Raw genomic sequence first — 16,837 nt, 5'->3', positions numbered from 1 at the left:
AAAACCTCAAGGTTGGCTACTTCGCTATTGCCTTCCGCTTGGCAGGATCGAGGCTGATCGGCGCAGGTGCATGTCCGCCCTGTTTAAGCGTGGATGAATCGGCTGGGGCACTCTCCCTCATCCGATAAAGAACGACCATCATGACGATAACCAACACCGAGCTGATCGCGAGCAGCCAGACCATTCCGGAGCTGTAGGGCATGTCGAGCTTTCTCATCACGAAATAAGTACCGAACAAGAAGAGCTCGTTCACGATTGGCGCCCAGATCGTCCTGAACCATTCGAACATAAGGCCGAAGATTAAAGCTCCCGCGAGGGCATAGATCGTCATAGGAATATCCCACAAGAAAAACAAGCCTCCGTAAATAATCCCCGTTACGAGAATCGAGGCGGCGATAGGCTGGACGGATCTTAAAACGTTATACACCAAAGCACGGAAAAATATTTCCTTGTAGGCGGAATGAATGAATAGAAACAATATAAAGACCGGAATAGAAGCCGTGGTCAAATATTCGAAGAGCTGCTCGAATTGCGGGAAGGTGTCATGAAAATAAGGGATTTTGAAAAAGGCTTGCACCCATACGCCCATGCCGACGCCCAGTATCGAAATCATGATCATGACTTTACGGTCGATTCGCGAGAAATTGCTGACGACGATCAAGTTTTTCTTATGGATCGCTTTCATCGCGAAGAAAAAGATGGCGAAAGTCGCCAAGTCGAAAATGACGAATCCGATTACGTTATTGTTGCCGAGCCAGCCGGATATCGAAGAAATCGACATAATACGGTTGTTCCAAAAATTCAAGAAGGGAAAGTAGGTTACGACGAAGATAAGAGGCCATAGAACCAGTCCGCCGACCATCTTGAGGTGACCGACCTTATCGCGGCCTTTCCAGACGGATACGACCAAAGCGATCGTGACGAACAGGCATAAGACTGCCATGAGGAACAGTACGGAATCGGTGAAAGTCGAGAACAGCTCCAGCAAGCCGAACTTCTGCGAGCAGAACAACATCGTATTGATGACGAACGCCGTCCATATCGTCGCCCAGACCGATTGCAGCTTCGTGTACAAAACCCCGTACATTAGGGCGAGAAAAAACGCGGTAACTTGGATGCTCGGGTTAGGTTGGGCGTATCCGTAGATGATCGCCTGCAGCAGTAAAGCCACTCCTAACGGAACAGCCTTGCGCATCAGATTAAAGAGCACGCCGCGGAAAAACACTTCCTCGAAGAGCGGTCCGACGATGCACACGCCTACGATGACCATGACAAAGCTATCGGACTTCATAAACAAGTTCAAATAATCGTCAAAATCGGGGAAAGCGTCGGCAATCGTAGAAATTCGGATGACGCTCATGAACAGAAGCGCCGCGAAAATCCCAATCAACGTTAGCATCGCGGCATCCAATCGGCTCACTTTAGCGAACTTGCTCATTTTCCATACGCTGATGTAACGTTCTCCTACTAATCTTTTCTTGATTTGAAAGACGATCAGAATGATTGCAGCCGTAATCGCGAACATAATCGAAATCCATATAGGCAGATTATCCATCAAGTAATTGCCGTAAGCTCCGGAATCCGGTACGATCATCGTGTTGTGCACGAACGCCACAGCCATGAACAAGCCTAGCAGAAGCAATACTTCTCCCAGCATGAACGCTATCTTTTTCATTAACGTCATCCCCCTCCGTTCAGTTGGTAAACCAGGTCGGCCAGTCGGTCGTTAAGCTCATCTTCCGCGACTCGTTTGCACGCCAATATTCCCGATAACAGTTCGAAGCCTTCTTTCTTTCGCGAATACGACGGCTCGCTTCCCTCCGCAGCCGATTGCTCCCGGATTTGTAACAATCGTTTGTAGGGCTCAATCGCCCCCTTACGGTATTGCTCGGCATCGTCATTGCGATTCCGGGTCGTGACGGCGATGGTCAGGCACTGGTCGATAAATGCAGGCTTCAACCGGCGCAGCTCGAACATCGAAGGCCAATCCTCAGGTACGTCCAGCGCATAGGAACGAATATTTCTGGCCGTCTTGCGGTTAAGCTGCTTCAACACTTTGTGCGGACCGATCTCGATGGCATAGTGAACTCCAGATCGTTGCATAAGCCGAACGGTTTCCTCCCATCGGACTGCCGTCGTCAGTTGTTCCGCCAATTTCAGCCTTAACGAAGCCGGATCGTGCTCGTGCGGAGCGGCGGTAACGTTGGAAATGACCGGCCATTCGAGCTTGCCGAACGATACGTTGGCAAGCTCGTTTGATAGTTTCTCGGCGGCAGGCCGCATAAGCGAAGTATGGAAGGGAACTTTCGCACGTAATCGGACGACTTTGCCGCCCAACGATTCGAGAGCGAGCGCGATCCGTTCGACGGCTTCGCGGTGGCCTGCGATGACTGCCTGATCCGGAGCGTTGCGACATGCGATTTCGACGATTTGTTTCCTATCAGGGTCGGGAACGCAGTATTCCTTTACCAGTTGCAGGGGCAAATGGTTCACAGCGACGATGAGTCCGCCTCCATCCGGAACGGCTTCCTCCATCCATGTTCCCCGCCTTAATACCGCCTTGACGGCATCGGGCAGCGCGAGCGCACCCGCGCACGTTAGCGCGGACCACTCTCCCAAGCTATGCCCGGCCGCAACGTAAGGCTTCAAGCCGACCTCTTGCGCTAAGACACGATGTCCCGCAACGCTGCAAGCGAGGATGGCGACCTGCGTAATCGCGATGCTTCCCTCTTCAGGAAAGCCGTCTTCGAAGCACGTTCGCGCCAGATCGAGCCCAATCGACTCCCCCGCTTCCTCGAACGTATGTCTGACGACCGCATAACTCTCGTACAGGTTCTTGAACATTCCGGTATATTGCGATCCTGTTCCCGGATAGAGAAATGCCGTTTTATTCATCCGTCGCTCCTTCCCTTCCAGCAGCCGTTTGCCGACTGCCCGCGAATGGTTTGGTCAACCAACCGACCATTTTCACGTAGCCTTGGCACAGTTCTTTCATCTTCTCCTTACGAAGCTTCCTCTCGTCGTAACTGCATAGCAGCGTAATCCGATCGTTCTCTTCGTAGAAAGATAAGACAATGTCGAACGCTTCGTCGGAAGCCGCGTTTGCTACGCTTCGACCGTACTTATAGAACAACGGATAGATGCCGCTCTCTGGAGAAGAAGGTATGGCGTTCAATGATTTAATAACCGATTCGTCCTCGTTTCCGGCACGCGTTACAAGTTGCTGTTGAACCGAACAGACAAGCGCGAAAGCGTCCTGCTGCCCGCTTAAATCGATATCCACCGCATGTACAGTCTGATTACGAGCCATTACGTAGATGGTCTGCTCGGCTTTCTTCGTCAATTGCGCGAACAGATAGAGATAAGCCCCCGCCAATACCGACTCCAGGTCGCCCCGCGCTTCCTCCGCCATGCGCTTCGCGTCGGTCGTCGTTCGCGAGTCCAGTTGGAACGTAAGCGATGTCCGCTGCGACTTTCCCTGCCGGTTAGCGAAGAACGAATCGGGCAGCTCAGCGAAGCGCATCGTTCTTATCGCCGATGCGGATGCCGTCTCGGCTTCGATGAACGCGGCTAACACGTGAATCGTCGGATAGGTAAACAAATCCGTTACCTTTACAATTCCGGGATAATGCTGTTCCAAACGCGAATGCAACCGAAGCAGAAGCAGCGAATGCCCGCCGACGTCGAAGAAATTGTCGTGCGCGCCGACGCTGTCCAATGCGAGCACATCTTGCCAAATCTCGCTTATTTTTCTCTCAAGCTCATTCCGAGGAGCCGCGTTGGAAGAGTTCGTCCTTCGATCCGCCTCAAACCGCATAAGAGCGTTTCTATCGATTTTCCCATTCGCCGTTAATGGTAATGTATCCATCTGCACGTAGAACGACGGAATCATATAATCCGGCAGCGTTGCGGATAGATGCTTGCGTAGTTCGGCTATCGGCAGCTCTTCGTTCACGGCTACGTAACCCCATAACGCCTTTTCGCCATCCGCGTCTTCTTTCGCCAGCACGACGGCTTCGCGAATATGCGGATGCTGCTGTAATCCGTGCTCGATTTCCCCCAGCTCGATTCGGAATCCCCGAACTTTCACCTGGTGATCTATCCGGCCCATGTACTCCAATTCGCCGTCCGCAGACATGCGGACCAGATCGCCTGAACGATATAAAGTCTCTCCCGGGCGATAGGGATTGGCGATGAACTTCTGTTCCGTTAACTCGGGGCGGTTCAAGTATCCTCGCGCGACGCCCTTGCCGCCAACGTAAAGCTCCCCGGCAGCGCCTAACGGCACAAGCTTTAAGTTGCCGTCCAGAATATAGGCGTTTAGCGTCGGAATCGGCTGACCGATCCGGCTGACGTTCGATGAGATCTCTATGTCCGTCATTTCTTTGTAAGTGACATGAACCGTCGTTTCCGTAATCCCGTACATGTTCACCAGCTTGGTATCGGGGTATCGTTGTTTCCAAGAACCGAGCATCGACGGCTTCAATGCCTCGCCGCCGAAGATCACGTACCGGAACTGAAGCTCCGGTCTCTGCCTCGCCGACTCATAGCGAATGAAATGATAGAATGACGAAGGCGTCTGATTGAATACCGTCACCTTCTCCCCGATCAACACATCCAGCAATCGCTCCGGATCTTGCGCGACCTGCTTCTCCAGCACGACCAGCTTTCCTCCGTATAACAAGGCACCGTACATCTCCCACACGGAAAAATCGAAGCAATACGAATGGAACATCGTCCATGCATCGTTTGCATTGAAGTCGAATAACGATGGGTCATGAACCATTAGACTAACTACGTTGCGATGCTCGATCATGACCCCTTTGGGTTTTCCGGTCGTGCCGGATGTGTAGATAATATAAGCCAGATTGCCGGGCGCGCTCTTACTTGGCGCGAAATCGCATGACCAAGAGGAAAGCTGAGCGATATCGACGACTTCCGGCGCGATTAACCGCAGACCGGCCTCGTACTTCGATTCCGTTACGACGATCGAGGCTTCGCTATCGGCAATCATATACGCCGCCCGTTCCGCCGGGTAATCAGGATCGATCGGAACATAAGCGCCACCGGACTTCAGAATGGCCAAGATACCTACGATCATGTCGACGGAGCGATCCAACATGAGACCGACCCGCTGATCGGGTACGACCCCTTTGCTCCGCAACCCTGCAGCTAGTCGATTCGCCCTTTCGTTCAGCTCACGATAGGTGATGCGCTCGTTGCCGCAGACGACGGCTTCACCTTCAGGCGTTCGTTCCGCTTGGTCTTCGAACAGCCCGTGGATCGTTTTCTCGCGCGGATAACGTACTTCATCATCAGGAACGGATAACAACTGGCTGATTTCGTCCGAGGAAAGCATATCGATATTACCGATCGCGATCTCAGGGTTGGCCGTCACTTCTTTCAGAATATTGCGATAATGCCGAATCCACGTCCCGACCGTCTCTTCCCGGAATAGCTTCGTGCAATATTCGAAATGGCATTCGATTTCCGCTTCTTCCGTCTCGACAACTTCCAGCGTGAAGTCGAACTTAGCGGAGACGTGCGGAGACTCGCAACGCTTCAGCGGAAGTTGATCGAGCGTCATCTCCGGTATCGTCATGTTCTGCATGACGAACATAGCGTCGAACAGCGGATTTCGGCTTAGGCTACGCGTCAATTGCAATTTTCCGACCAGCTCTTCGAACGGATAATCTTGATTGCTGAACGCACCCAGCGTATTTTCCCGTAATTCCTCCGCGAACGATTTGAACGTTTTATGCCCAGTCGGGTAATTTCTCATGGGCAGCGTATTGACGAACATACCTACCGCGTTATGGAGATCAGCGTGAGACCTACCCGATACCGGCGTTCCGACCACGATATCGTCCTGACCGGAATAACGGGACAGGAAAACGTTGAAGACCGCCAACATGGCCATATACAACGTGATTCGAAGATCCCCGGCGAGCTTCCGCAAAGCAAGCGTTTCTTCCTTCGTCAGTCGAAACGAAAGCTTGTCTCCTTCGAACGATCTCATGGAAGGCCGATTGTAATCGGTGAGCATGTTAAGGGTGGGCACCCCATCGGCAAATTGTCCGATCCAGTATCGTTCTTGCTCTTTCCAAGTCCCGTTAGCCAATGCTTCCCGCTGCCAACCGGCGAAATCCTTATAAGGAACGACTGGCTTCTCCGGGTCTCTTCCTTCATAGAACCCGACGAAATCTTCCACGAGAACGCCCATCGAGACACCGTCGGACACAAGATGATGCATATCGAACATAATAAGCTGCTCATTCGGACGCAATTGCACTATCGAAGCCCGCAATAGCGGAGGCTCGGCCAAATCGAACGCGCGAATGAAATCCCGGATCAACTCCGGTAACGTCGCCTGAGAACCCTCCTTCCATTCGATTGAAACGGTCGAGGAAGAATGGACTTTCTGCACGGGCGCCCCATCGACCATAGCGAATGAGGTACGTAAGCTTTCATGACGCCGAACGACCGAACTCAACGCCTTCTCGAACCGATCTTGATCGACGGTACCCTCGTATGTGAAAATCGCGGGCAAGTGATAGGCGGTGCCAATCTGTTCGAATTGCTGCAAGACGTACAACCTGCTCTGCGCCGGAGAAAGCTCGTAATACTCTCTTTCCTCCGCTGGCGGTATCGGGGCAACGTCGCTTTTTTCATTCCCGCGCAATAGGATTGCCATTTGGCGTACCGTCGGATTATTAAAAATATCTTTTAACGACAAGGTAGCCCGGAGCTCCTTATGCAGCTTGTTCAGAAGCTCCGTCGCCTTAAGCGAATGCCCGCCGAGTTCGAAAAAGTCGTCCGTCGCACCTATTCGTTCCCGATGAAGCACGGTCTGCCATAATGCGATCAAATCTTCTTCCGTTGCATCGTCCGGCGCCGCGTAATCCGTTGCTGTAAGCTCTTCATTTTCAAGCTTTGCCAGCGCTTTGCGGTCAACTTTGCCGTTAGAAGTGAGCGGCATCTTATCGATGAGGCTATAACGCGCGGGAATCATATATTCCGGAAGCAACCGGCCCAGATGCTCGCGAATTATGGACATCGTCAGCACCTGATCGCTCACCATGTGCGCGCTTAAATACTTGTCGCCTTCAGGCGTTTCTTTCACCGTCACGACGGCTTCATGAATTGCAGGGTGACGCAGCAATCCCGCTTCGATTTCACCTAGTTCAATCCGATAGCCGCGCAACTTCACTTGATGGTCGAGCCTGCCCATATAGACGATCGTTCCGTCGGCTTGCCATTTCGCGAGATCTCCCGTCCGGTACATCCGCGTCCCCGGAACGTAAGGATTGTCGACGAATTTCTCGGAAGTCAGCTCTTGCAATTGAATATAACCCCGGGCTAACCCTTTGCCCGCGATATATAATTCGCCAGGAACGCCGATCGGAAGCAATTGCCGCGCCTCGTCGAGAACGTACAATTGAATATGATCGATCGGTCTGCCGATCGGAACGCTGTCCGCCAATGGTTCCGGTTGACAATCGTAATACGATACGTCGATGGCCGCTTCCGTGGGACCATATAAGTTAACGAGTATGGGGCCGCCTTGCAACAACCCGAACCGCTCGTAAAAGCGTTCCACATGCTGCGGGGGCAACGCTTCTCCGCTTGCGAATACGTATTTCAAAGTCGCCAAAGAAGCTTGGCTCCTATCGGCTTCTTGCCGTCTTTCCTGATGTTCCAGAAATAAATGCAGCATGGAAGGCACGAAGTGAAGCGTCGTCACCCGGTGGGCTTCGATCGCTCGAATGATGGTGTCCGGATCTTTCTCTCCGCCCGGCGACAAGAAGCTAACCGCCGCACCGGCGAAAAACCACCACAGCAGTTCCCATACCGACACGTCGAACGTAAAGGCCGTCTTCTGCAGGATGACATCGTTCTCTCCGATCGGGTATTGCTTCTGCATCCAACGAATTCGGTTGACGGCCGCTCCGTGTTCAATCATGACCCCCTTCGGGTTGCCCGTCGAACCGGAAGTATAGATAACGTAAGCCAAGTTGCGGCTATGAACGGGATCGGTTCCGTGCGTCGCTTCATCATCACGATCGCCGCGGTATCTCTCATCGTCTCCGATGTCCAGAATGGCGCCGGAGAAAGCTATGCGAGTCGCGTTTGGTTTCTCTTCCTCGGCATCGCCTAACCGTTTCAACCATGCCTTCTGGGTGAGCAATAAGACGGCGCCGCTATCCTCGAGCATGAAACGTATCCGTTCGAGCGGATAGTCGGGAGAGATTGGCAAGTACGCTCCGCCTGCTTTCAGAACGGCCAGAATGCCGATCATCATCTCCGCGGAACGTTCCACGACGACCGCGGCGATCCGGTCTGGCCCTAGGCCGTTCCTTCTTAGTTCCGAAGCTAGCTGGTTCGCTTTCCCATTCAGCTCCCGATACGTCATCCGTTGATCCCCATTTAAGACAGCTATGCGATCAGGCCATTGTTTCGCGGCTTTCTCGAACCATTCGTGCAGCACGCTCTCATCGCTATCCTCCGTTGTTGTTACCTCGCGGTTGAACGACCGAACAATTTGAAGACGCTCCGTCTCGGTCAGCATGTCGATATCGCGCAGTTGGACATGCGGATTATGAAGCACCGATTGAACGATAGCCTCGAAGTGTCCGCACCATCTCTCCATCGTCTCGCGATCGAAGAGATGCCGATTATATTCCAGCCAGCAAGTAAGCCCGCTACCATCCATGTAAACATCCAGCTTGAAATCGAGCTTCGACGTATTCGTTCGCCATTCTTCGGAAGTCAGTTTCCCGTCTCCCATCCTTATTTCCGAACCGATGTCCATCTGGTTGTGCACGATCAACATCGTATCGAATAACGGATTTCGTCCTTGAGGCGTTCTTGCCGACACTAAACCGATCATGTCCTCGTAGGGAAAATCTTGATGTGAATAATCCTCCGTTATGGATCGCGCACAACGTTCAAGCGTCTCCACGAAAGTCATTGCAGGATCAATCGACATCCGCAACGGCAAATAATTGACGAACATGCCGACAATGGACTCCAAGTCCGCGTGATTCCTACCCGAAACCAATGAACCGACGACAAGGTCCTGCTGTCTCGTATATTTGTTTAACACAATCGCGTAGGCGGTTAATAAGATCACGTTAACGGTAACCGAATGCCGATGCGCGAGCTCGTTCAGCTTCCTTACGCACGACTCGTCGAGCGAGAAAGGAATCGAATCGCCTTCGAAGCTTCGAGCTTCAGTTCTTTTGCGGTTCGTCGGCATCTCGAGCAGAGGGACCTCGCCGGATAATTTCCGCTCCCAATAGAGCCTATCACTTGCATATCGATCCGATCGCTTCCGCTCCCGCTGCCACATGACGTAGTCTTTATATTGCAGATGAGGGGCCGGCAAGTCCTTCCCTTCATATTGCATTGCGAATTGTTCGATCAAATGTTTGACCGAGATTCCATCGGATATAGCATGATGCATATCCAGAATAAGATAGTGCTTGCCCGCTACCATCCTTTTATCGCCTTCTGAAATAAGCCCGGCTCGAAATAATGGCGCTTCGCTAAGACGAAACGGGCGGATAAATCCATCGATCGCCTCCCGCACGCCGCCATGTTCGAGATTTAAGATTTCCAAGGCAAACTCGATCTGCTCTTCCCGGTGGACGAGCTGAACAATGTTTCCGTCCATTTCGGAAAAGGAAGTTCGAAGGCTCTCGTGGAGATTTATTAATCGGCGGAAAACGCGCTCCGCTTTCGCGATGTCGAGATCGCCTTCGATATGGATGAGAACCGGCATATGATAGCTAGTCCCGATGTCTTGAGACTGTTCTTGCACGTACACCCGGTACTGCGAGGAGGAAACCGGATAATACTCGCACTTCTCGGCCTTCGGGATCGGCTCGTAAATGCTCTTCTCCGCATCTCGAATGTAATTTGCTAGTTTCCTCGCTGTCGATAACTCAAATAGGGCGGCAGCAGGTACTTCAACATGAAACTCTTTATGAATGCGATTAAGCAACAAAGCCGCCGTTAACGAATCTCCGCCCATTTCGAAAAAATCCTCATCGATGCCGACGCTTCCCCGTCCAAGTCCGTCAGCCCATAGTCGGGACAGCCGCCGCTCAAGTAAATCGTCCGCCGTTTCCGTTGCCTCGGGCGTTATCCGCTCATCCAGAAGCTTGTGCAGCCGTTCGATGACTTCCGTAAATTCTCCCCTTTCATAGCTTTCTGCCAGCTTGTATCGTTGCAATTTTCCGCTGGTCGTTTTGGGAATGCTTCGTACGGGTACAACCTGTTTGATGGATAGGCCGGTCGCTTTATTCAAAGTCTTCTTAACATCGAGAACAATGTCGACGAAGCTGTCCGGTTTGCCCCGGTGCACGATGAAGGCGGCGATCTCATCCGTGCCCGCGTTCTCGCTGGTCACTCCGCATATCGCGATTTTCCCAAGCTCGATACCGAGTTGTTCCTGAGCTATCCCTTCTAGATCGTGCGGGTAATAATTTTGTCCTCGCACGAAAATAATGTCTTTTTTCCTTCCCGTAACGACAAGGCGCCCATTGCGCATAAATCCTAAATCTCCGGTATTCAGCCACCCGTCATCAGTTATGAGCTTGTCCGTCTCCGCGGGATTACGGTAATACCCCCTCGTGACGTTATTGCCCTTGATCTGGATATTTCCGATATATCGCTCTAGCAATGTCCGTCCATCCTCATCGCATATACGGACCTCGCAATCTTGTACGGGATAGCCAACGTCCACGAACGTCACGCATGTTTTGTCGTCGGGGCTGATTTCCAGAACGGGTTCGCCTGCCGAAAGCGAGCTTCTATCCACGTAAACCGGAATCACTTCTTCGTTCACTGGAGGAAAGGTGACGGCCAGACTGGCTTCCGCCATTCCGTAGACGGGGAACAAGATGTTCCTGCTCGCTCCGGCCGGCTCGATCGCATCCAAGAACAAATCGCATAATGTTGCCGATACCGGTTCCGCCCCATTGAAGATGAGCCGCAAACGCGATAGATTCCATTCGGCGATACGTTCCTTCTTGCAGTGGCTCAGGAAATGCTTGTAGCCGAAATTGGGCGAGGACAGCAGCGTAATCTGATGCTCATGCGCTTTATGCAACCACAGCTCGGGATCCATTACGAATAAAGTCGGCGGCATAATGAATTGATGAATATTGGTGGTAAGGGCTGTCAGATGGCAACCGATCAATCCCATATCGTGCGTGAGCGGCATCCAACTCAGGGAACGATCGGCCGAACTTACCCCTGCGCCATCGATTATGGCGTTGATGTTGCAAAGTATGTTCCCATGCGTCAAGATGACTCCCTTGGGAGCGCCAGTCGAACCTGATGAATATTGGATTAAAGCGATATCCTCCGACCCGATCGGTTGCAAATTCCCTCTGCCGAGTTCGATCGATTGTGCGTCGTCATCTATGAGGATCGCTTGCCCCTGCATCGACGCCAGGCAAGATGAGATCTCCGGATGCTCCGAGTATTTTTCGATTTGCCTAAGGGTTTCCTTCGAACAGGCCAGATAGGGATTACGAAGGTTTTTCCACACTCTGGCCAGCTTAAGTTTGTGATCCTCGTTATTTCCAGCCGCTAGGGGTACGGGAATGATGCCCCCTAGCTGGCAAGCCCAGAAAAGGATGATAAAATCGCCGTTATCCTCCACCTGGAACACTAACTCGTCCTTGGGCTGCATGCCTTTACGTTGCAGGACGTACAATTTCCCCTGCGCTTTGCCGTACAACTCGCCGTATGAAACGAAAGTTTCTTCGTGCCTAGTCGTATAAGTAATCCCATTACCGGATTCCCTAAGGTCATGAAGAACTTCCGCAAGTGTCGATTGTCGCGTCCGCATCATAGCATCCTCCTTATTCCGCTACCCTTTCGATCTAAAACCAAGCTTCGCTCTTAACGACTGGTTTCTTCTGCTCCTCATGATCCTGCGATACAGCGAGTCCCACTCCTCGACGGTATCTGATTCGCCTAATGCGCCTTCGAATTGAATTAATATCTCATTCGCTAGCAAAGTCGGGATATTATCGTAAAACGCTCTGCGAAAAATATAACTGGCGGGCGTTCCGAATTTGCCGTGAAAATACTCGATGTTTCTTTTTAGCTCGTTCATACGTGAAATGCTCATCGTCGGATTGATCCAGAACTTTCGCCCGATCGGATGAATTTGATGGTAATTGAACGCCTCGGAACATTCTTTCAGCGCCAATCCGTTCATCACCAGCCTGTAGCAGAGCTCGGAGTCCTCCATTCCCCAGCCTCTGAACTCCGTATCGAACATCCCCGCTTCGACTACAGCATCCTTTCTCACGGACAGATTAGCCGTTGTACCTAGCATCCACTTCAGGCGAAAGTCTTCGATTCGATCAATTGGAACTCCTAACACATGATTCGATTCGAACTCTTTGCCCAGAAATAACCGATCGATGGTAGGCTCGAAATTCGTCTCCACTTCCTCTGCCGACGCAAGCTCCGCATACGCCTTCCTGCGAACGCGATGCCAACGATCGCCTAGCTTCTCCGCTAGTTTTCGACGGTCCTTGCCTTGCATGATCAACTGGTTTCGGTGCCAGATCGTTAGAACTCGACCTTTGCCGCCGATATGAACGGTATTTGCTTCTCTTGAGAGAGCCTCTTGATGCCGCTCTATAAAGTCGCCTTGAACGATACGATCGTCATCGTTAAACAGAAGATACTCTCCCGAGCTAGCGGAAATCCCCTTATTCCTCGCTGCCGATCGCCCTAGGTTGGCCTGTTTCAAGTGGATCAAATTCAGTTTGTTCTTGTAATTGTCCGCGATGGCTTGCGTGCCATCCACGCTTCCGTCGTCGATCAGGACGATTTCGTAATCTTTGGAAGTTTGCCGTACGAACGAGGCTAAAGTCAGATTCAAATAAGCAGCTTTATTGAATGTCGGCATAATAACGCTAATCACAAGTTCCCTTCTTTCATTTCCGTTTACTGTTTTTGCGCTTTCCCATCTTCGATGCAATACACAGCGTCCACTTGATACCGCGACTTAGATTCATGAGCGATAACGAGGCACGTCTTCACCCCCCTCAATCGATTCACGACATCCGCCACAGCATTCGCCGCCGCGGAGTCAAGCGATGAGCTTGGCTCGTCCAGAAGCAGGATCGGGGCGTCTTTCAGAAAAGCTCTGGCAATGGTGATCCTTTGTTTCTGGCCTCCCGATAGGTTGGACGCATCTTGTGTAATATTCGTACCGTAACCTTCCGGTAGCGAGTGAATGAAGTCATGGGCGCCTGCTGCCGCGGCTGCGGTCCGTACGTCTTCATCCGATGCGTCAAGGTTGCCAAACCGAATGTTGTCCTCGATCGTCCCCGAGAAGAGAAATGGCTCTTGCGGAACATAAGCGATTCTACTTCTCCAATCCGTCAGAGAGCACTGCGAGAAATCGTCGCCAAGCAGTCTGATGCTGCCGCTGTCTGGTCGATAAAAACCGAGCAACAGCTTGCATAGCGTGCTTTTTCCATTGCCGCTCCCTCCCATGATGACGGCCGTCTCGCCAGACCGCACCGACATCGTAATGCCTCGCAGAACGGATCTTTGGCCATAGGAAAAAAATACATCGTCTAACTCGACGGCATAGTCTTTCGTGCCTTCTGATATATCCAAGTTCCTTTCGACGGTCTCATGGGCTTCCTCTTCACTCTCGAGCAATCCGTTGATTCGTTCGGATGCCGTAACGGAAACCTGCATTCGGGCAAACAATCCTCCCGTAAGCATGATGACGAACGTTACGTTCATCTGTAACTGGATAAGGGCGATTAACGAACCCGTTTCGATCGAACCACTCAGCACTAGAAACGTTCCCGCAACAGCAATGCCACCGAAGCTTATGAAGGTCAACAAATAATTCATAGCTTCCAGCCATGCGGTTTGACGTCCGAATCTACTCGTTAAATGCTGAATCTCGCGATTTCGTTCATCGTATTGACTGATGACGACGGGTTCCAGTTGATAGAGCTTAATCGTGGAAAGACCGTGTAACAAATCGCTGCATCTGGCATTCGCTTCGCCTTTCCGTTGCTGTAAAGTATTGCTAAGCATCCGCAACGGGCGAAGGAATCGATAGTTCACCGCCCCTATCACAACGGTTAACGCGATCAGCGACAAAGCAAATCGCCATTCCAGGACAAGCATCGCCGCGAAGGAAGCTAAGCCCACGATCGCATAATGGACTAAATTACGCATATGCTCGGTATACATTTCCTCCATTTGAAACACGTCGTTCGACATTTTTGACATCAACTCGCCGCTTTCATTGCGCTCGAAGAACGGGAAAGACAAGTATGCGACTTTGTTGATCAGTTTGCCGCGTATGCCGACGCTGAGTAGCTTGGCCGTCCGTTTCACCCTGTAGACGAGCAAGGGCGATAGGGCGGCGAACAAGAGGGTGGAGCCACACAAAACCCAAAACGTTTTCCATAAAATATTCATATCATCCGACACTGACGCATCTATCGTCCATTTGAGAGCGAATGCCGTGACAATCGGAACAATCGATCGAATTAAGGACTCGCCGATCGCATATTGGACATACCGTCGCCTCGGTTTCTGCAGCATGGAATAAAAGCGCAACCACTCCGAACGTCGTTCGGCCATTAGGAGACACCTTCTAATAAGTTTTGATACAAGCCGGAATATAGCCCGCTATGCCGCATTAATTGTTCATGCGTTCCCGACTCGACTATGCGGCCTTGGTCCATCACCAGGATGAGATCCGCGTCTTGAACCGTAGACAATCGATGAGCGATAACGATAATGGTTTTTTGCCTTCGAACTTGCCGAAGCGTCTCTTGAATAATCGCTTCCGACTCTCCATCCAGCGCGGAGGTCGGTTCGTCAAAAACAACGATCGGAGCTTCCTTCAACAACGCGCGCGCAATGGCAATCCTCTGCATCTGCCCACCGGATAATCCCGCTCCCCTCTCGCCAATCTGCGTCAGGTAACTATCGGGAAGCTGTTGAATAAACGAGTCTGCCCCTGCGGCTACGCTCGCTTCGACCACTTCCTTATCCGTCGCAAGCGGTTTGCCATGCCTGATGTTGTCCAAGATCGTGCCCGGGAACAAGAACGTATGTTGCTTCACGAATGAAATCATGGAGCGAGCTGCCTGCGGATTGTAATCGGCTAACGACTTTCCAAATAACCGAATTTCTCCTCTATTCGGTTCATATAGCTTGCTTAATAACTTCATGATCGTACTCTTTCCGGAACCGCTCGGCCCAACGATCGCAACGAATTGGCCTTTCCGGACTTCATAAGAAATATCGTTGAGGGCAAGCACTGAGCGGCCCGCGTATTGAAAATTTACTTCGTTGAATGAAATGACGCTTTCGCTCTCATTCGGACTTGTCCGATCCTCGGTATCGGCCAATGACGTTCCCGTACCTTCTTCCGTTTGATAGTCCATGATCTGATTCAGCCGCCTAACCGCACCTGTCGCAACAAACAGTTGTCCTATCAGCTCTGGCAGCGCGGAAGCGGATTGAATGCAATAGCCCAACAGATAGATGAAAGCAAGCAGTGCCGCCGGACGCATATCGCCATGGATAGCTAGCCAGCCTCCATAAAGAATACAAAACGCAAATGGAAGCGTTTGCAGTAGGATTTGCCACGGTATGATGAACGACCTTTGCCGTTCCAAATCAAAGCTTTTGAACAGGCCCGTCTTCAAAATACGTTCGAACCGTTCCCTCAGCCAATTCTGCCTTTCGTAGGACTTAATCAAAGCCTGCCCGATCACGGCATCCTGGATTTGGGAGTTGATCGCCCCTTCGATCTCTTGCAATTGCTGCGATTTCCGAATAATCGGCTTGCCTAATTGCCATGAAATTAGGAGCGATAGCGGCATAATTAAGCAGCAAAGCAAAACAAGCTTCCATTGCAACAGCAACAAAAAAACAAAAGTGCCTGTCGCCATAATGGGGTGAAATAACAAATTGCATAAATGATAAGTAAAAAATTGCTCGACCGCGAACGCATCATTGGATAGAACGGACATCCAATCACCCGCGTGGCGGGATTCCGCTTCGGATTGCTTTATTTTCGCCATATGAGCGAACAACGACGAGCGCAACTTATAAGCGGTATTCGCACCGAATCGCGTCGCAGCCGCCTTCATCGTGAACTTCAACAGAAAACCGACAAGAACCGCGGCCGCCATGTAAATCGACATCCGAATGGCGGTATTCTCATCCCCGGATAATCCGGCATCTGCCAATCGCATGATCGACAAAGCTATGGCCATGTCAGCCAAAGCACCGCCAAGCGCTGTCATAACCGCCATAAGCAAATATCGGCGTGAATCCTTGGCAGAACGGTTCAAGATGCTTCGAGAAATAAGCTCCTTAAACGACAACGCATCACCTCATTGTCTACGTCGTTCGGAATATATCGTTTTTACAGGATAAATCGATTTGTCATCTTCCCCCTAATCGATGTAAATCTATAAAACTCTATCATTAGAGTCCCTTTTGAGTTGACCAGATGCTGAAATTTGTGGATTTTGTAGTGGTTCTGGAGAGTAAGCCGCTCTACTAAGAAGTGAATTACGGAATCGGAGAGTTTAGGAAGGCGACTTGCAATAATTTGCAAGAATATCACCTTATACAATGCTGTCGGCGATGAATATAGACAAATAATAGCATAAAACTACGAACTATTAAACTATTATATTGTAAAAATGTAAAAAATTTTAATATTTTTAATTAAAGAATTTAACGTCGTAAAACGTTTTCCGTTAATATCAATCAGTACAATATCACGAATCTATCACCCTGTATATAG

At 51.0% G+C, this 16,837-nt stretch carries 6 protein-coding genes; all 6 read right to left on the bottom strand.

Annotated features, from left to right (window positions below; translation table 11 throughout):
- Window positions 1-16 precede the first annotated feature (16 nt).
- Genes L3D05_RS07230 through L3D05_RS07205 form a run of 6 tightly spaced genes read right to left on the bottom strand, consistent with a single transcriptional unit; the run spans window position 17 to window position 16,409 of the window.
- Window positions 17-1,675, bottom strand: a complete 1,659-nt coding sequence (locus L3D05_RS07230) for a type II CAAX endopeptidase family protein (protein ID WP_239615328.1) — start codon at window positions 1,673-1,675, stop codon at window positions 17-19.
- A gap of 5 nt (window positions 1,676-1,680) precedes the next feature.
- A complete protein-coding gene (locus L3D05_RS07225; RefSeq protein ID WP_239615327.1) occupies window positions 1,681-2,895 on the bottom strand; it encodes an ACP S-malonyltransferase in 1,215 nt (404 codons plus the stop codon).
- Window positions 2,888-11,866 (bottom strand): non-ribosomal peptide synthetase, encoded by an 8,979-nt coding sequence (locus tag L3D05_RS07220; RefSeq protein WP_239615326.1) that lies wholly within the window; start codon window positions 11,864-11,866, stop codon window positions 2,888-2,890. The genes L3D05_RS07225 and L3D05_RS07220 overlap by 8 nt, the downstream gene beginning before the upstream one ends.
- A gap of 18 nt (window positions 11,867-11,884) precedes the next feature.
- The gene (locus L3D05_RS07215) at window positions 11,885-12,955 is read right to left on the bottom strand and encodes a glycosyltransferase family 2 protein (protein WP_239615325.1); all 1,071 of its coding nucleotides are present in this window, start codon (window positions 12,953-12,955) and stop codon (window positions 11,885-11,887) included.
- Window positions 12,956-12,978: 23 nt separating this feature from the next.
- The gene (locus tag L3D05_RS07210) at window positions 12,979-14,649 is read right to left on the bottom strand and encodes an ABC transporter ATP-binding protein (RefSeq protein ID WP_239615324.1); all 1,671 of its coding nucleotides are present in this window, start codon (window positions 14,647-14,649) and stop codon (window positions 12,979-12,981) included.
- On the bottom strand, window positions 14,649-16,409 hold the full coding sequence (locus tag L3D05_RS07205; RefSeq protein ID WP_239615323.1) for an ABC transporter ATP-binding protein: 1,761 nt from the start codon (window positions 16,407-16,409) through the stop codon (window positions 14,649-14,651). The genes L3D05_RS07210 and L3D05_RS07205 overlap by 1 nt, the downstream gene beginning before the upstream one ends.
- Between the last annotated feature and the right edge of the window lie 428 nt (window positions 16,410-16,837).

It is taken from the genome of Cohnella mopanensis (assembly GCF_022352055.1).
In the GTDB taxonomy this organism is placed as follows: domain Bacteria; phylum Bacillota; class Bacilli; order Paenibacillales; family Paenibacillaceae; genus Cohnella; species Cohnella mopanensis.
The sequence above is the reverse complement of the archived record's forward strand: the minus strand, read 5'-3'. Positions and strand labels throughout refer to the sequence as shown.

Coding starts and splice junctions, on each gene's coding strand:
- L3D05_RS07210 (WP_239615324.1), bottom strand. CDS start 14,649: ATGGCCGAACGACGTTCGGAGTGGTTGCGCTTTTATTCCATGCTGCAG.
- L3D05_RS07230 (WP_239615328.1), bottom strand. CDS start 1,675: ATGAAAAAGATAGCGTTCATGCTGGGAGAAGTATTGCTTCTGCTAGGC.
- L3D05_RS07220 (WP_239615326.1), bottom strand. CDS start 11,866: ATGATGCGGACGCGACAATCGACACTTGCGGAAGTTCTTCATGACCTT.
- L3D05_RS07225 (WP_239615327.1), bottom strand. CDS start 2,895: ATGAATAAAACGGCATTTCTCTATCCGGGAACAGGATCGCAATATACC.